The following is a 16,703-nucleotide window of genomic DNA, read 5'->3' as shown; positions in this document are numbered from 1 at the left end:
ACCACACGGATCAGCACGCGTCGTCGAACACGCGGCGCGGGTGCTCGGCGTCGGCGTTGTCGACGACGGCGGTGGCGCGGCCCCGCAGGTCGCCCTTCTCCGCGTCGCGGGTGACCCAGACGCTGTAGTTCCACAGGCCGGCGAGCGACGGGTCGTTGAGGCCGCTGCCGTCGACGAGCAGCAGCGCGTCGGCCGGGCCGGTCACCCAGGTCGGCTCGACGGCGCGCCGGGCGGCACGGTCGTACGCGGCGGGCACCCACCCGGTGCTGCCGCCGAGGCGGAACGGCTCGATGAGCACCCGACGGAACAGGGCGCCGTCGAGCTCGGGCTCGGCCGGCGCGTCGAGGGCGCCGCCCTCGCGCGGCACCGCGAAGGAGTCGAGGGAGGCGCGGAACGCCGGGTGCCCGACCTCGCGCAGGGCGTCGGCCAGGTCGTCGGCCAGCGCGCCCTGCCCGGCGCCCTCGGGTCCGTCGACCGCCACGAAGGCGCGACCGCGCGAGTAGTTGTGCAGGATCTCCGTCGCGAGCTCGCGCAGGACGTCTTTCTTGGCCGGGGCCCACCGTGTCGTCATGCCGCCACGATAGGCCGGACCCCTGACGGCGGGTCGGGAGCGCGGGCGACGCCCCGGCGCGGCCCGGGCCGACCGTAGGATCGACCGGTGACCATCGCCCCCGCCGTCGCCGCCTGGTTCCGCGAGAACGGCCGCGACCTGCCGTGGCGCCGCCCGGGCTTCACGGCCTGGGGCACCCTCGTCAGCGAGGTCATGCTCCAGCAGACCCCGGTCGTGCGGGTGGTCCCCCGCCTCGAGCAGTGGCTCGAGCGCTGGCCGACGCCCGCGGACCTCGCGGCCTCCCCCGCCTCCGAGGCCGTCCGCGCCTGGGACCGCCTGGGCTACCCGCGCCGCGCCCTCGCTCTGCACGCCGCGGCCGTCGCCATCACGGAACGCCACGGCGGCGTCGTGCCCGAGGACGTCCCGTCGCTCCTGGCCCTCCCGGGCGTCGGCGACTACACGGCCCGCGCCGTCGCCGTCTTCGCCCACGGGCACCGCCACCCGGTCGTCGACACGAACGTGCGCCGGGTCCTCGCCCGCGCCGTCGAGGGCCTCGCCGAGCCGTGGGCGCCGAACGCCCGACGCGACCTGCCGCTCATGGAGTCGCAGCTGCCGGCGGACGAGGCGGAGGCGCGGGTCGTCAGCGCCGGGGTGATGGAGCTGGGAGCGCTCGTGTGCGTGGCCCGCTCGCCCCGCTGCGACGTGTGCCCCCTGCTCGACCGGTGCGCGTGGGTCGGGGCGGGGCGTCCCGAGCACGTCGGCCCGCGCCTCCGGACCCAGGCCCGGTTCGAGGGGTCGGATCGTCAGGTGCGCGGGCTGATCATGGCCGAGCTGCGCGCCAGCGACGTGCCCGTGCGCGCCCACGAGGTCGAGGCGGTGTGGCCGGACGCCGCCCAGCGCGAGCGAGCCCTCGCCGGCCTGGTCCGCGACGGGTTGGTCACGGGCACGGCCGACGAGGGCTGGGAGCTGCCGAGCTGACGACGGCGACGCCCGGGAGCGGCGCCGTCGTCGGGGCGGTGGGTCAGCGGGTCGAGCCGTCGGGCTCGACGAGGCCGTCGCCCTCGTCCTCGGGCGCGGCGGCGTCGAGGACGCCCTCGTCGTCGTCGTCCTCGTCGCGCGGCTTGACGTACGGGTCCTCGTCGCCGGCGTACTCGGCCGAGGCGGCCATGGTCTGGCTCTCCTGGTCGCGCTGACGCGCCTCCTGCAGGAGGCGGTCGATGGACGCCGCGTTCTCGGGCAGGGCGTCGAGGATGAACTCGATGCTCGGCGTCAGCCGCGCGGTGATGTTCTTGCCCACCTCGCTGCGGAGCATGCCCGTCGCCGACTTCAGGGCGGCGCCGGTGTCGCGACGCTCGTCGTCGGTGCCGTAGACGGTGTAGAAGATCGAGGCGTGCTGCAGGTCGCCGGTCACCTTGACGTCGGTGATGGTGACGAAGCCGAGACGCGGGTTCTTGATGCCCTTGTCGAGGCGGCGGGCGACGATCTCCTGGATGCGGTCCGCCAGTTTGCGGGCGCGCTGCGGGTCAGCCATGTCGTGGCTCCTTCTGCTGGTCGCTCCGGTGGGAGCGGGAGGGGTGAGGCCCCGCTCCGACCGGGGTCGGGGCGGGGCCTCGTCTAGCGGGGTGACACGAGGTCAGACGCGGGGCTTCTCGACCATCTCGATGGTCTCGATCTCGTCGCCGATCTGGATGTCGTTGAACTTGCCGAGGCCGATGCCGGCCTCGAAGTCCGTCCGGACCTCGGTGACGTCGTCCTTGAAGCGACGCAGCGAGTCGATGGCGAGGTTGTCGCCGACCACCACGCCTTCGCGGATGACACGGGCCCGGGCGTTGCGCGTGATCGTTCCCGACCGCACGATGACACCCGCGATGTTGCCGACCTTCGACGAGCGGAAGATCTCGCGGATCTCGGCGACACCGGACTGCTTCTCCTCGAACTCGGGCTTGAGCATGCCCTTGAGCGAGTTCTCGATGTCCTCGAGGGCCGCGTAGATGACCGAGTAGAAGCGCACGTCCACGCCCTCGCGAGCGGCGCGCTCGCGCGCCTTCGTGTCGGGACGGACGTTGAACCCGATGATGACCGCGTTGTCGACGGTCGCCAGGTTGACGTCGCTCTCGGTGACGGCGCCCACGCCGCGGTGGATGATGCGCAGCTGGACGCTGTCGTCCACCTCGATCTTGAGCAACGACTCCTCCAGCGCCTCGACGGCACCGGACACGTCGCCCTTGATGATGATGTTGAGCGCCTCGACCTTGCCCTCCTCGAGGGCACGGGTGAAGTCCTCCAGCGAGATGCGCTTGCGGGCCTTGGCCAGCGACGCGTTGCGCTCGACGGCCTCGCGCTTCTCGGCGATCTGACGAGCGGTGCGGTCCTCCTCGGTGACGAGGAAGGTGTCGCCGGCGCGGGGCACGCTCGAGAGTCCCTGCACGAGCACGGGACGGCTCGGGTAGGCCTCATCGACCGTGTCGCCGTTCTCGTCCATCATCGCCCGGACCCGGCCGTAGGCCGTTCCCGCGACGATCGCGTCGCCCACCCGCAGGGTGCCCGACTGGATGAGCACGGTCGCGACGGCGCCGCGGCCCTTGTCGAGGCGCGCCTCGATGGCGACGCCTCGGGCGTCCTTGTCGGGGTTGGCCCGCAGGTCGAGGCCGGCGTCGGCGGTGAGCAGGACGGCCTCGAGGAGGGCGTCGATGTTCAGGCCGTCGCGCGCCGACACGTCGACGAACATGACGTCTCCGCCGTACTCCTCGGCGACGAGGCCGTACTCGGTCAGCTGCTGGCGCACCTTGGCCGGGTTCGCGCCTTCCTTGTCGATCTTGTTGACCGCTACCACGATCGGCACGTTGGCCGCCTGGGCGTGGTTCAGCGCCTCGACCGTCTGCGGCATGATGCCGTCGTCGGCCGCGACCACGAGGATCGCGACGTCGGTCACCTGGGCACCACGAGCACGCATGGCGGTGAACGCCTCGTGGCCCGGGGTGTCGATGAAGGTGATGGCGCGCTCGACGCCCTCGTGGGGCGCCCAGACCTGGTAGGCACCGATGTGCTGCGTGATGCCGCCGGCCTCGCCCGCCACGACGTTCGCGTTGCGGATCGAGTCGAGCAGTCGCGTCTTTCCGTGGTCGACGTGGCCCATGACCGTGACGACCGGCGGACGGATCTGCAGCACGTCCTCGTCCTCGTCCTCGAGCTCCTGCTCGAGGTCGATGTCGAAGCCCTCGAGGAGCTCCTTGTCCTCGTCCTCGGGCGAGACGACGAGGATGCGGTAGCCCAGCTCCTCGCCGAGGACCTCGAAGGTCGCCTCGTCGAGCGACTCGGTGGCGGTGGCCATCTCTCCCAGGTGGAAGAGGACGGTCACCAGGTTGCCGGGGCTGGCGTCGATCTTGTCGGCGAAGTCGCTGATGGACGCGCCGCGACGCAGGCGGACGATCGTGGTGCCGTCGCCGCGGGGGACGCTGACGCCGCCCAGCGACGGGGCCGACCGCATCTCGAACTCGGCCCTCTTCGTCCGCTTCGACTTGCGTGCCTTGCTCTTGCCGCCACCGCGACCGAACGCGCCGGCCGTGCCGCCGCCGGGGCCGCGACCGCGACCGCCGCCGCCCGCAGGACGGGGTCCGCCGAAGCCGGGGCGCTGGAAGCCGCCGGCGGCACCGGGGGCACCGCCGCCGGGACGCTGGAAGCCGCCGCCCGCGCCGCCGGGACGACCGCCGGCGCCCGCGGGGCGCTGACCGAAGCCGTTGGGGCGGGGACCGGCACCGACGCCGGGGCGCGGTGCGCCCGGACGCGGGGCGCCGGGACGAGGAGCCATGGGACGGGGACCAGCTGCGCCGCCGGGGCGGGGCATGCTGCTGGCCGCGCCGGAGCCGCCGGGACGGGGCGCGCTCGGGCGACCCATGCCCTGGTTGCTGGCGAAGGGGTTGTTGCCGGGGCGCGGAGCACCGGGGCGCGGGCCGCCGGGCTTCGGGCCGGCGGCGCCGGGCTTGGCGTCGTCGGTCGAGGGGGCCGAGGCGGCCTCCGCGGCCGCGGCCGCACGCTGCGCCTCGGCCTGGGCCTGGCGCTCGGCGACGGTGAGCGGCGCGACGGGGGCCGGCACGGCCTCACCGTCGGCGTCGACCGCGGGGGCCGGAGCCGTCTCGACGACGGGCTGCTCGGCGACCGGGGGCTTCGGCGCGGGCGCGGGGGCCGCGGGACGCGGTCCGCCGGGCTTCGGCGCGCTGCTGCCGGAGGTCGAACGGGCGGGGGTGGCCGCCGCGGGCGCGGCGGGTGCCGTCGTCGACGCGGGAGCGGCAGCGCCGGCGAACGCCTGGCGGAGCTTCCGGACGACGGGGGGCTCGATGCTGGAGGACGGTCCCTTGACGAACTCGCCCATCTCCTTCAGCTTCTCGAGTGCGGTCTTGCTGTCGATCCCCAGCTCGCTGGCGATCTCGTGTACGCGTGGTTTAGCCACAGTTCTCCTGTCTCGGGCCCCTTCCCGATCCGGGAGGAGCCGTCAGTTCTGGACGGGTCTCATTTCGAGCCGCTCATTAGTTGTCCATGTGCCTGTCAGCCTGTTCTGTCGTGGCCAGTGGTCGTGGTGGAACTCGGGGTGGGTGGTGCTGTGCCTGCGGCGCGCGCCACGAGGTGGTCGCGCAGCTCCTGTGGATCGGGGTCGGAGCCCAGGCGGAACGCACGTCGGAAAGCCCTGCGCTTCACGGCCGACTCGAACGCCTCCAGTGAAGGCGTGAGCCAGGCCCCTCGACCGGGGAGCGAGGCGGTCTCGTCGACCACCAGGCGTCCGTCTCGGACGACGATCCTCACGAGTGAGGATCGCGGAGCGCGCGCTCGGCTGCCGATGCACGTTCTGACGGGTTCCACCTTACCCCCTCGGGTCTCGGGACGGGAGACGCCGGGGGCGAACGGCGTGGTGCCGAACGCCCCCGGCGACGATGAGCGGTCGGCCCGCGGCCGACGACGAGGCTCAGTCCTCGAGGATCGAGTCGGGCTGGATGTCGATCCGCGCGCCCGTGAGCTTCGCGGCGAGGCGGGCGTTCTGGCCCTCCTTGCCGATGGCCAGCGACAGCTGGTAGTCGGGCACGAGGGCCCGGACGGCCTTCGTCGCCTGGTCGATGACGAACGACGACGACACCTTGGCCGGCGACAGGGCGCTGGCGACGAAGACCGGCAGGTCGCTCGAGTAGTCGACGATGTCGATCTTCTCGTCGTTCAGCTCGGTCTGGACCGCCCGCACCCGCGCGCCCATCTCGCCGATGCAGGCGCCCTTGGCGTTGACGCCCGGCTCGGTCGCGCGGACGGCGATCTTCGTGCGGTGGCCGGCCTCGCGGGCGAGTGACACGATCTCGACGACGCCGCTGGCGATCTCGGGCACCTCGAGCGCGAAGAGCTTGCGGACGAGCGAGGGGTGCGTCCGCGAGACGGTGATCTGCGGGCCCTTCGTGCCCTTGCTCACGCCGGTGACGTAGACGCGGATGCGGGTGCCGTGCGCGTACGACTCGCCGGGCACCTGCTCCTCCGGGGGCAGGATGGCCTCGATGGTGCCGAGGTCGACGTGCACCATGCGCGGGTTCGGCCCCTGCTGGATGACGCCGGCGACGATGTCGCCCTCGCGCCCCTTGAACTGGCCGAGCACCTTGTCGTCGCCGATGTCGCGCAGGCGCTGGTTGATCACCTGCTTCGCCGCGAAGGCGGCGATGCGGCCGAAGTCGCTGGGGCTGTCGACGCTCTCGCCGACGACCTCGCCTTCGTCGTCGCGCTCGATGGCGTACACGGACACGTGGCCCGTCTTGCGGTCGAGCTCGACGCGGGCGGCGGGCACGCGGCTCTCGGGCTGGTTGGTGTGCTTGAGGTAGGCCGTGAGGATGGCCTGCTCGATGATGCCCACGAGCTCGTCGAAGGGGATCTCCCGCTCGCGCTCCATGAGTCGCAGCACACTCAGGTCGATGTCCACTGAGGGCCTCCACTGTTCAGATCTGCAGGCTGCGCGCGCGGTGGCGCACACAGCATCCCCCTACGGTACCCGAGTGCACGGGCGGCGACGCACGCGGGCGGCGCGGACGACCGGCACCGCGCCTCCCGACGTCCGGGGCGACGAGGAGGCGCGGTGCCGTCGGTCAGGACGCTCGCGGCCCCGTGAGCGCGGCGACGGCGTCGGCGACGGGCACGGGCGTGCGCTCGCCCGTGCGGCGGTCCCAGAGCTCGACGACGCCCTCGCCGGCCGAGCGGCCGACGACGACGATCTGCGGCACGCCGAGGAGCTCGGCGTCGCCGAACTTGACGCCGGGCGACACCTTGGGACGGTCGTCGTAGAGCACGTCGAGGCGGTGGGCCTCGAGCTCGGCGGTGAGCGCCTCGGCGACCTCGAAGACGACGGGGTCCTTGCCGGTGGCGACGACGTGCACGTCGAAGGGTGCGACGATCGCGGGCCAGACGAGGCCCTTCTCGTCGTTGTTGGCCTCGGCGATCACGGCGAGGATGCGCGTCACGCCGATGCCGTACGAGCCCATCGTGACGGTGACCTGCTTGCCGTTCTCGTCGAGCACCTTGAGGCCGAGCGCCTCGGCGTACTTGCGGCCGAGCTGGAAGACGTGGCCGATCTCCATGCCGCGAGCCGTCTCGATGGGGCCCGAGCCGTCGGGGGCGGGGTCGCCCTCGCGCACCTGGGCGGCCTCGATGACGGCGTCGGGCACGAAGTCGCGCCCGGCGACCAGGCCGGAGACGTGCTGGCGGGCGGCGTTGGCGCCGGTCACCCAGGCCGAGCCGTCGACGACGCGCGGGTCGACGACGTAGCGCAGGCCCGACTCGGACTCCGAGCCGAGCACCTGCGGACCCAGGTAGCCCTTGACGAGGAGGGGGTGGCGGGCGAAGTCGGCGTCGCCGGCGGCCTCGACCTCGGCCGGGGCGAAGGCGACCTCGAGGCGCTTCATGTCGACGTCGCGGTCGCCGGGCAGGCCGACGACGACGACCTCGCGGGTGCCGTCGAGGTGCGTGAGGGCGACGACGACGTTCTTCAGCGTGTCGCCGGCCGTCCAGGCGCGGCCGTCGTCCCGGGGGTGCGAGGCGTTGAGCTGGTCGACGAGGGTCGCGATCGTGGGGGTGTCGGCGGGCTCGAGGGCGACCGCGTCGGGCTGGCCCTCGATCGGACGGGTCTCGGGCACGATCGTCGTGAAGGCCTCGACGTTGGCCGCGTAGCCGCCGGCGGTGCGGACGAAGGTGTCTTCGCCGACCTCCGTCGGGTGCAGGAACTCCTCGCTGCGCGAGCCGCCCATGGCGCCCGCGTCGGCCTTCACGATGACGTACTCGAGGCCGAGGCGCGTGAAGATGCGCTCATATGCGTCGCGCTGCCGCTGGTAGCTCGCGTCGAGGCCGGCGTCGGTGTGGTCGAACGAGTAGGCGTCCTTCATCGTGAACTCGCGGCCGCGCAGGAGGCCGGCCCGGGGACGCGCCTCGTCGCGGTACTTGTCCTGGATCTGGAACAGGGTGAGCGGCAGGTCCTTGTAGGACGAGTAGAGGTCCTTGACGAGGAGCGTGAAGGCCTCCTCGTGGGTGGGAGCGAGGAGGTAGTCGCCGTCCTTCCTGTCCTTCAGGCGGAACATGCCGTCGCCGTACTCGGTCCAGCGGCCGGTCGCCTCGTAGGGCTCGCGGGGCAGGAGCGCGGGGAAGTGCACCTCCTGGGCGCCGGCGGCCGTCATCTCGTCGCGGACGATCGCCTCGATGCGGGCCTTGACCCGGAGGCCGAGCGGCAGCCAGGCGAAGACGCCCGGGGCCTGCCGACGGATGTAGCCGGCACGGACGAGCAGCCGGTGGCTGGTCACCTCCGCGTCGGAGGGGTCTTCACGGAGGGTGCGGACGAAGAGCTGGGAGAGGCGCGTGGACACGATCCCCAGCTTAGGGCCGACCGTCACCAGGGCTTGCCGTCGTACTCCCCCGGGTTCTGGTCGTAGTACCGCTCGCGGTCCTGGTCCTGCTGCTGCTCTTGCTGGCTCTGCTCGCCCTGGTCGCGCAGCTGGTCGAGGGGGTCGCCCGAGCCGGTCCCGGGGTCGTCCTCCCCCGTGTCGCCGCCGCCCTGGCCGGGGTCCTGGCCGTCGCCGCCCTGCGGGTCGCCGTCGCCGGGGTCGCCCTGCGCCTGCTGCTCCTTCTCGCCGAGACGGCCGTCGGCGTCCTCCAGCGGCCGCGACGTGTCGGGCTGCTGCGGGTCCTCCGACGGCACGAAGCAGCCCTCCGGCGCCTCGTCGATCGTCCGCTGGCCGAGCTGGTACAGCTCCTCCGCGTCCGCGTACCGCAGCTCGAGCAGGGCGGCGTCGCCCTGCGCCTCGATGGTGAGCACGAGGTCGGTGCGGATGACGCACGAGATCGTCGCGTCGTCGGGCGCGAGGTCGAGGGCCGTGACGAACTCCTGCCGGGCGACGTCGAGCACCCCGACCTGCGCGTACGCGGTGCCGCGGTCGAAGTGGTGCACCCACGGCTCGACGAGGTTCGCGACGCCGAGGGGCTCCGACAGGGAGCCGGCTCGCTCGTAGGCCCGGTCGTCGTAGGCCTGCTGGGCGAGGCCCGCGAACACCGGCAGGCTCAGCAGCTTGAGGGCGACGAGCAGCACGACGAGCACGACCGGGGCCGACCAGAGGAGGAGGCGCCGACGCAGGCGGCGCCGGTACTCGGCCACGGTCGGGGACGATGCCGCGTCCGCGAGGCGGTCGACGGGCGTGGGGGCGAGGGTGTCGGTCACGGTCGCGCCCTCCTCGGGGTCGTGGGCGCCGGCGGGAGACCGCCCGGCGTGCCGGGACGGCCTCGCCGCGGCGGACGCACCTCGCCGAGCGCGCGTGCCACGAGCGCCACGTCGATCAGCGCCAGCAGGAAGAGGGGCAGCGCGGCGATCCAGTACAGGTCGGTGAGCGACTCGGCGCGGGTCGCGTCCGATGCCACGGCTCCGTCCCGGGCGTCGGCGACGGCCGGGGCGACCGGCTGGTCGGCGCTGCGGTGGGTGTACGGGACCCCCAGCTGCGTCGCGATCGTGCGGAGCGCCTCCTCGTCGATCACCGAGACCGCGTCGGGCTCGCCGGGCTGCGAGCGGTCCTGGATGTACTCGTCGGCGCTGTAGTCGTCGCCGTAGCCGTCGAAGACCTTCATGCGCCCGCCCTCCGCGGTGCCGTAGCCGAGCACGCCGCCGCCGTCGACGTCGGGCGCGGCGTCGGCGAACGACCCCGGCGCCTCGTCGGCCGTCTGCTCGCCGTCGCCCAGGTAGTAGACGACGTTGGCGCGGTCGGGGTCGGTCTCGCGCGCCGCGGCGAGGCGCTCGACGAGGAGGTCGTCCGCCTCGGTGATCGAGCTGCCGCTCGAGTAGTAGGTGATCTCCTGGTTCATCACCTCGGCGGCCGTCACCACCGCGGCGGCGTCGTCGGTCAGGGGCGTGCGGAGCACCGCCGTGCTGTCGAACGAGATGAGCGAGAACCGCGCCCCGGCGAGCTGCTCGGTCACCGCGGCGATGTCGGCCCGCACCCCCTCGAGGCGCGGTCGGCCGTCGCCCCAGTCCTCCGCGGCGATGCTCGAGGTCGTGTCGACGACGAAGAAGACGTTGAGCTGCGCGACCGACGCCTCGGCGCTGCCCCCGGTGACGCTCGGCCGCACCGCGATCACGAGCAGCAGCACCGCCATCGCGAGCCGCCGACCCCACGCCGCGGCGAGGCGACGCGACCGGCGCTCGGCGACGAGCCGCCAGCCCGTGAACCCGAGCAGCAGGATGCCCGCGACGACGAGCAGCCACGTCGGCAGCACCGGCTGCAGCACGAGCGCGTCGGGCAGGGCCGTCGCCACGGCCGCTCCCCCGGTCACAGCCGCACCCCCGGTCACAGCCGCACCCGCCAGAGGAGCGCGAAGCTGCCCAGCGCGACGAGGAGGGCCGCCACGGCGAGGCCCTGCGGGTGGTCGGTCACGACGAGGCGGCGCGCACCGGTGAACAGGCCGGCCTCGCGCTCGTCGATGCGCTCGATGACGTCGGCCACGGTCGTGCTGGCCTCGAGCGGGTAGTACTCGCCGCCGGTCGCCTCGGCCACGTCGCGCAGTTCGCCGGCGACCTCGTCGGCGACGGCGTCGGTCGAGTAGTCGGCCGGGTTGAGGGCGTACACGCGCACGTCCCGCTCGGCGGCGAGGTCGCCGGCCTCCTGGAGGGTCAGCAGCGCCTGGCCGTTGACGTAGTTGTCGGTGGCGAGGACGACCGACTTCGGCCGCGTGCTCTCGCTGCCGCCGTCGAAGCCGAGCACGCACGACGCGAGCCCGTCGCCGATCAACGACGCGCCCTGCCCGAGGTCGGTGCCCGACCAGTAGCGGGTGCCGTCCTCCCCCGCGGAGTCGAAGGAGGCACGGTACTGCTCGAGCTGCTCCGTCACGAAGTCGTAGTCGTCGGTGAGCGGGAAGGCGGTGACCGACGAGCTGTCGAAGAGCGACAGGCCGATCCGCTCGCCGTCGAGGCCCTGGGCCAGCTGCGCGAACGTGTCGACGATCTGCGCGTCGACCTCGGTCATCGAGCCGGAGACGTCGAGGCACAGGATCACGTCGCGCTTGTACGACTGCGGCTCGACGACCTCGGTCGACGAGACCCGCGAGGCGAGCAGCACGCCGATGCCCGAGAGGGCGACGACCCCCACGAGCGCGACGGCGAGCAGGGCGCGGTAGCGCCGGACCAGCCGACGGTAGACGGGCAGCCCGGTCAGCCGCTCGCTGTGCGCGACCGGGGTGCCGAGACGTCGGAGGCGCGCCCGCTCCCGGCGGCGCCACCGCAGGTACAGCCACGCTGCGACGCCCACGACGACGAGGGCGACCAGCGGCACCCACCAGAAGATCAGGCCCACGAGCGCACCACCTCCCGCGCGGTCGAGACGGCGCCGGCGGGGTCGCCGGGGTGCGCGCGGCGGAACGCGGGCGGGTAGTTCTGCTCGACGGCGCCCGTGAGCGGGGAGGGCAGGTCGGCCTCGCGGAGGTCCGACAGCGTCATCACGTGCGTCTCGACGCCCTCGGTCTCGTGCACGAAGAAGCGCAGCAGCAGGCTCAGGCGGGCGTGCACGGCCCGGTCGTCGAGCCGCCCGTCGGCCGATGCGCGGTCGACCTCGTCGATCAGGTCGAGGTACTTCTCGCGGAGCGACGGCAGGTCGACGCGGGCGGCGCGACGCGCGGCGCGCTCGGCCGGCGGGAGGCGCCGGGCCGAGAACCGCACGACGAAGACGCACCAGCCGACGACGAGCGCGACGCCGAGGAGGCCGAGCGCGAGCCACAGCCCCCAGAGCGGGTACTGGTAGGGCCCGAAGAACCCGTTATCGTCCAGCACGGCGGTGCTTCTCCATCAGGGCGAGCAGCCCGGGGACGACCTCGGCCTGCGCGCCGAGGCGGTGGGCCGCGATGCCGAGCGACCGCAGCTGGCGCTCGGTGTCGCCGCGGCGGCGGTCGGAGGCGTCGTCGAACTCCGCCCGGAGGCGCGGGTCCTCGCGGAGCGCGGCGGGCAGCCCGGAGAGCTCTTGCACGTCGTACACGTCGCCGGCCCGCCCGGTGCGGGTCATGAGGTCGGCGTCGCCGACGGTGAGCCAGACGATCTCGTGCTGGGCTCGGAGGCGGCGGAGCAGCCGCTCGGTCTCGGCGTCGACGACGACGTCGTCGGTGACGACGAGCATCATCGTCCGGCCCCGGACGCCGCGCGCCACCCAGGAGAGCAGCCCGCGCAGGTCGCTGCGGGCCGCGTCGAGCGAGACGCGTTCGTCGACGCGCCGCAGGAGCGACTCGAGGTGGGCGTCGCTCGACCCGGCCGGGAAGGCGCGGGCGCCCGACTCGTCGCCCGTGACCAACGACACGACGTCGCCGTGCTGGGTGGCGATCCAGCCGAGGGCCCCGGCCGCGGCGACGGCGATGTCGGCCTTCGTCTCGCCGCTGACCGCGGTGGCGGCCATGTTGCGACCGGTGTCGACGACGAGGACGAGGTGGCGCCTCCTGCTGGCCACGTACCGCTTCACGAGCGGCTCGCCGTGGCGCGCGGTGGCCTTCCAGTCGATGTCCTTGACCTCGTCGCCCGGCACGTACGCGCGCAGGTCGTCGAAGTCGTGGCTGCGGCCGTGGTGCACGGAGGCGTACCCGCCCTCGAGGAGGTCGAGGGAACGTCGGTGCGAGAAGAGGCTCGTCTTCGTCCGCACCCGCAGCAGCAGGCTCGGCACGGTCGTCAGGGGGTCTGCACGGCACCGAACACGGCGTCGATGATCGTCTCGGGGGCGATGTCGTCGGCGACCGCCTCGTAGCCGAGGATGACGCGGTGGCGGAGCACGCCGTGGCGGAGGTGCTTGACGTCCTCCGGGATGACGTAGTCGCGCCCGTGGAGGAGCGCCAGCGCCCGCGCGGCCTGCGTGAAGGCGATGCTCGCCCGCGGGCTCGCGCCGAACTCGACGTAGTCGGCGAGGCTGCCGGGGATGTACTGCTGCGGGTGGCGGGTCACGTAGACCAGCTGCACGATGTAGGTGACGATCGAGGGGTCGATGTAGACGCGCTTCGCGAGCTCTTGCAGCCAGACGACGTCGTCGAGCGAGACACCGGTCGGCGCGTCGGCCCGGTCGTCGTCGTAGACGCCCGCCTCGATGCGGCGGATGATCTCGGCCTCCTCCGCCGGGCTCGGGTAGTCGAGCACCTCCTTCAGGAGGAAGCGGTCGAGCTGGGCCTCGGGCAGCTGGTACGTGCCCTCCTGCTCGATCGGGTTCTGCGTCGCGAGCACGAGGAAGGGACGAGGCAGCGGGTAGACGGTGCCGCCGATGCTCGTCTGCCGCTCCTGCATGGCCTCGAGCATGGCGCTCTGCGTCTTCGCGCTCGAGCGGTTGATCTCGTCGAGGAGGACGAAGTTCGAGTGCACCGGGCCGAGCTGGGTGACGAAGGTCGACTGCTGCGCGTCGTAGATCTGGGTGCCCGTGATGTCGCTCGGCAGGAGGTCGGGCGTGCACTGGATGCGCGTGAAGCTCGCCCGGACGGCCTGCGACAACGTCTGGGCCGCGGTCGTCTTCGCGAGGCCCGGGACGCTCTCGAGCAGCACGTGACCGCCGGTGATCAGGGCGATGAGCAAGGTGTCGCGGAGGGCCGTCTGCCCCACCACCTTGCGCGAGAAGGCCTGCGAGACCACGCCCACGATCTGCTGGGCCCGCTCGAGCTCGTCGGCCCCGATCGGGCCGGCCGGGCCTCGGGCGCCGCTCGTGGCGGGCTGGGCCGGCGGCTGGGGGGTCGTCGAGGTGTCCGTCACCCGGCCCACTGTAGAGCAGCCCCCCGGGTCAGCGCCGGAGCGCCCGCCTCGCCAGGGCGTTCCCCAGGAACTGGACGAGCTGCACGAGCACGATGATCAGCAGCACGGCCGCCCACGTCACGACGGGGTCGAACTGCCGGTAGCCGTAGAGCAGCGCGAAGCTGCCGAGGCCGCCGCCGCCGATGTAGCCGGCCACGGCCGACATGTCGACGAGGGCCACGAAGATGAACGTGTAGCCGAGGATCAGCGGGCCGAGCGCCTCGGGCAGGATCACGCTGCCGATGATGCGCAGCGGCCCCGCGCCGGCGGCCCGGGCGGCCTCGATCACGCCCGGCTGGACGGTCAGCAGGTTCTGCTCGACGATGCGCGAGATCGCGAACGACGCGGCGAGCGACAGCGTGAAGATGATGGCCGGGTTGCCGCTGCCGCTGCCGATGAGCAGCCGGGCGAGGGGCTGGGCCGCCGCGAGGAAGATGATGAACGGGATCGGCCGGAAGACGTTCACGACCACGTTCAGCACGCTGTAGACCGCGCGGTTCTGGAAGAGCGCCCCGCCTCGGGTGAGGTAGAGGGCGAGCCCGAGGAGGAGACCGCCGACGCCGCCGAAGAGCAGGGTCAGCGCGACGATGTAGACGGTCTGGTAGGCCGCCTCCCAGAGGAGGGGCTGCAGCTCGATCAGGGAGTCCACGTCAGACCACCTCCAGCTCGGTGGCCGAGTCTCCGAGCTCGGCGATCGCCGCCCTCACCGACCCGTCGGGTCCGGTGACGGCCAGGGTGAGGGTGCCGAAGGTGCGGCCCTGGATCTCGTCGATGCCGCCGTAGACGATCTCGAACGAGAGGCCGTGCCGGCCGAGCAGGGCGAACACGTCGCGCTGGTCGACGCCGCCCTCGGAGACCCGCACCGTGACGAGGGTCCCGTCGTGCCGACGACGGAGCGCGGCGAGGTCGTCGCCGACCGGGGCCCCGCTGACGACGGTCGACACGAAGCGGCGGGTCGAGGCCTCGCGCGGCGCGGAGAAGACCTCGAAGGTCGGACCGGTCTCGACGACGCGGCCGGCGTCCATCACGGCCACCCGGTCGGCGATCGACTTGATGACGTCCATCTCGTGCGTGATGACGACGATGGTGATGCCGAGCTCGGCGTTCACGCGGCGGAGGAGCCCGAGCACCTCCTGCGTGGTCTCGGGGTCGAGCGCGCTGGTCGCCTCGTCGGCGAGCAGGATGCGCGGCGAGGTCGCCAGGGCGCGGGCGATGCCGACGCGCTGCTTCTGGCCGCCGGAGAGCTGGTCGGGCCGCACGTGCGCCTTGTCGGCGAGGCCGACGAAGTGCAGCAGCTCGCTGATGCGCGCCTGGTGCTCGGACTTCGGCACCCCCGCGGCGCGGAGCGGGAACTCGACGTTGCCCCACACCGTCTTCGAGGCGAACAGGTTGAACTGCTGGAACACCATGCCGATGCCGGCCCGCACGCGGCGGAGCTCCCGCTCGGGCAGGCCCGTGACGGGCTCGCCGTCGATCTCGATGCGGCCGCTCGTCGTGAGCTCGAGCGCGTTGATGAGCCGCACCAGGGTGCTCTTGCCGGCACCCGAGTAACCGATGATGCCGAAGATCTCGCCGTCGGCGATCGTGAGGCTGACGCCGTCGACCGCGGTCAGGGGCGGGGCGCCCTTCTCGCGGGGCGGGTACGTCTTGACGACGTCGGTGAGCGTGATGACGGGCACTGGTCCTCCAGGTGGTGCGGGCGGGGCACGGCCCGGTCGGCGCCCCGGGGGGGCGACCGACCGGGCCGGGGTCGAGCGGCGGGTCAGCCGTTCTGCTCGACGAGCTCCTTCGTCTCCTCGAGCGACGACTCGAGGTCGGCGACGGGCACCTTGAGCGTCACGGCCGTGTCGCCCGAGTTCTCGACGACGCCGTCGGTCACGGCCTTGGTGTCCTGGTAGATCTCCACCAGCTTCTGGTACGTCGGGTTGTCGGCGTCGTCCGCGCGGGCCGCGAAGACGTTGACGTAGGGCAGCGCGGCGGGGTCGCTGGGGTCGTCCTGGGCGACGACGTCGTCGGGCGAGAGACCGGCCTTCGTCGCGTAGTCGTTGTTGATGATCGCGCCGGCGAAGTCAGGCAGCGAGGTGGCGGCCAGGTCGGCGGCGATCGTCGTGACCTCGACGGTCGACTTCGCCTCGTCGATGTCGTTGACGCCGGAGAAGATGCTGCCGCCGTCCTTGAGCACGATGAGGCCGTTCGACTGCAGCACGAGCAGCGAGCGCGCCAGGTTGCTCGCGTCGTCGGGGACCGCGACCGTGTCGCCCTTCTGGAAGTCGCTCGGCTCCGTGTACTCCTGCGAGTACAGCGGCAGCGGGTAGATGGCGGTCGAGCCGATCGGCACGAGGTCGGCGCCCGACGCGACGTCGTACTGCGCCAGGTACACGATGTGCTGGAACTGGTTGAGGTCGAGCTCACCGTCGGTGAGGGCGGGGTTCGGCTGCTCGTAGTTGCTGTAGTCGACGAGGTCGACCGTGATGTCCTCCTCGGCGGCCGCGTCGACGAAGGTCTTCCAGTACGGGTCGCTCGCCCCGACGACGCCGATCTTGACCGTCGTGGTGCCGGCGCCGGCTTCCCCGCGGTTCGAGAGGGCGACGCCGATGCCGATCGCCGCGAGGACGACGACGATCACGACGATGATCGCGACGAGACGACCGGGGCGCCGCTTCGGGGCCTCGATCAGGGGGGTGGCGTCGGACATGGCTGTTCCTCTCGTGGTGCCGCGGGCGGCGCAGGCGGTGGGGACGAGACCGGCCCGGCTGCTGTGCCCGGCACCTCGACGGGTGCGTGCTCGGCTCGTCCCCCCATGGTGACGGACTCGACGACGACGTGCGACGCGGAGCCGTCACACGACGCAACACGCGCGGGAGG

Annotated in this window: 16 protein-coding genes; 1 reads left to right on the top strand and 15 read right to left on the bottom strand. The window is 72.9% G+C overall.

The features are described from left to right. Positions 1–10 precede the first annotated feature (10 nt). Positions 11–571, bottom strand: coding sequence for a hypothetical protein (locus EDF38_RS05945; RefSeq protein ID WP_123354404.1), 561 nt, complete (start codon positions 569–571; stop codon positions 11–13). Positions 572–658: 87 nt separating this feature from the next. On the opposite strand from EDF38_RS05945, the gene EDF38_RS05940 reads away from it, so the two are divergent. Further along, the gene (locus EDF38_RS05940; protein WP_123354403.1) at positions 659–1,528 is read left to right on the top strand and encodes an A/G-specific adenine glycosylase; all 870 of its coding nucleotides are present in this window, start codon (positions 659–661) and stop codon (positions 1,526–1,528) included. 43 nt (positions 1,529–1,571) lie between these two features. Here the strand turns inward: EDF38_RS05940 and rbfA are convergent, their stop codons facing one another. From rbfA to EDF38_RS05870, 14 genes are all read right to left on the bottom strand, one after another. Further along, entirely contained in the window at positions 1,572–2,081 is a 510-nt protein-coding gene (gene rbfA / locus EDF38_RS05935; RefSeq protein ID WP_123354402.1) for a 30S ribosome-binding factor RbfA, read from the bottom strand. A 102-nt stretch (positions 2,082–2,183) separates the two neighbouring features. Further along, on the bottom strand, positions 2,184–4,997 hold the full coding sequence (infB, locus tag EDF38_RS05930; RefSeq protein ID WP_123354401.1) for a translation initiation factor IF-2: 2,814 nt from the start codon (positions 4,995–4,997) through the stop codon (positions 2,184–2,186). A gap of 95 nt (positions 4,998–5,092) precedes the next feature. Next, positions 5,093–5,404 carry a YlxR family protein gene (locus EDF38_RS05925; protein ID WP_123354400.1) on the bottom strand — a complete coding sequence of 104 codons (312 nt, stop codon included), beginning with the start codon at positions 5,402–5,404 and terminating at the stop codon, positions 5,093–5,095. 103 nt (positions 5,405–5,507) lie between these two features. Beyond that, positions 5,508–6,494, bottom strand: coding sequence for a transcription termination factor NusA (gene nusA, locus EDF38_RS05920; protein ID WP_123354399.1), 987 nt, complete (start codon positions 6,492–6,494; stop codon positions 5,508–5,510). Positions 6,495–6,657: 163 nt separating this feature from the next. After that, positions 6,658–8,421 carry a proline--tRNA ligase gene (locus EDF38_RS05915; protein WP_123355058.1) on the bottom strand — a complete coding sequence of 588 codons (1,764 nt, stop codon included), beginning with the start codon at positions 8,419–8,421 and terminating at the stop codon, positions 6,658–6,660. A 23-nt stretch (positions 8,422–8,444) separates the two neighbouring features. Continuing rightward, the gene (locus EDF38_RS05910) at positions 8,445–9,269 is read right to left on the bottom strand and encodes a hypothetical protein (RefSeq protein WP_123354398.1); all 825 of its coding nucleotides are present in this window, start codon (positions 9,267–9,269) and stop codon (positions 8,445–8,447) included. After that, positions 9,266–10,372: a vWA domain-containing protein gene (locus EDF38_RS05905; protein WP_233572270.1), complete on the bottom strand. Its 1,107-nt coding sequence runs from the start codon at positions 10,370–10,372 to the stop codon at positions 9,266–9,268. The genes EDF38_RS05910 and EDF38_RS05905 overlap by 4 nt, the downstream gene beginning before the upstream one ends. Before the next feature lie 14 nt (positions 10,373–10,386). Continuing rightward, positions 10,387–11,388, bottom strand: coding sequence for a VWA domain-containing protein (locus EDF38_RS05900; RefSeq protein WP_123354397.1), 1,002 nt, complete (start codon positions 11,386–11,388; stop codon positions 10,387–10,389). Next, positions 11,379–11,861, bottom strand: a complete 483-nt coding sequence (locus EDF38_RS05895) for a hypothetical protein (protein WP_123354396.1) — start codon at positions 11,859–11,861, stop codon at positions 11,379–11,381. Before EDF38_RS05895 ends, EDF38_RS05900 begins: the two co-directional genes overlap by 10 nt. Continuing rightward, a complete protein-coding gene (locus tag EDF38_RS05890; RefSeq protein WP_123354395.1) occupies positions 11,848–12,735 on the bottom strand; it encodes a DUF58 domain-containing protein in 888 nt (295 codons plus the stop codon). The genes EDF38_RS05895 and EDF38_RS05890 overlap by 14 nt, the downstream gene beginning before the upstream one ends. Positions 12,736–12,740: 5 nt before the next feature. Then, the gene (locus EDF38_RS05885; protein WP_123355056.1) at positions 12,741–13,724 is read right to left on the bottom strand and encodes a MoxR family ATPase; all 984 of its coding nucleotides are present in this window, start codon (positions 13,722–13,724) and stop codon (positions 12,741–12,743) included. A 103-nt stretch (positions 13,725–13,827) separates the two neighbouring features. Beyond that, the gene (locus tag EDF38_RS05880) at positions 13,828–14,487 is read right to left on the bottom strand and encodes a methionine ABC transporter permease (RefSeq protein WP_123354394.1); all 660 of its coding nucleotides are present in this window, start codon (positions 14,485–14,487) and stop codon (positions 13,828–13,830) included. A 1-nt stretch (position 14,488) separates the two neighbouring features. After that, positions 14,489–15,517, bottom strand: a complete 1,029-nt coding sequence (locus tag EDF38_RS05875; protein ID WP_123354393.1) for a methionine ABC transporter ATP-binding protein — start codon at positions 15,515–15,517, stop codon at positions 14,489–14,491. Positions 15,518–15,600: 83 nt separating this feature from the next. Beyond that, positions 15,601–16,533 carry a MetQ/NlpA family ABC transporter substrate-binding protein gene (locus tag EDF38_RS05870; RefSeq protein ID WP_123354392.1) on the bottom strand — a complete coding sequence of 311 codons (933 nt, stop codon included), beginning with the start codon at positions 16,531–16,533 and terminating at the stop codon, positions 15,601–15,603. Positions 16,534–16,703: the final 170 nt, after the last annotated feature.

This window comes from Frigoribacterium sp. PhB160, from assembly GCF_003751785.1.
Lineage (GTDB): Bacteria > Actinomycetota > Actinomycetes > Actinomycetales > Microbacteriaceae > Frigoribacterium.
The sequence above is the reverse complement of the archived record's forward strand: the minus strand, read 5'-3'. Positions and strand labels throughout refer to the sequence as shown.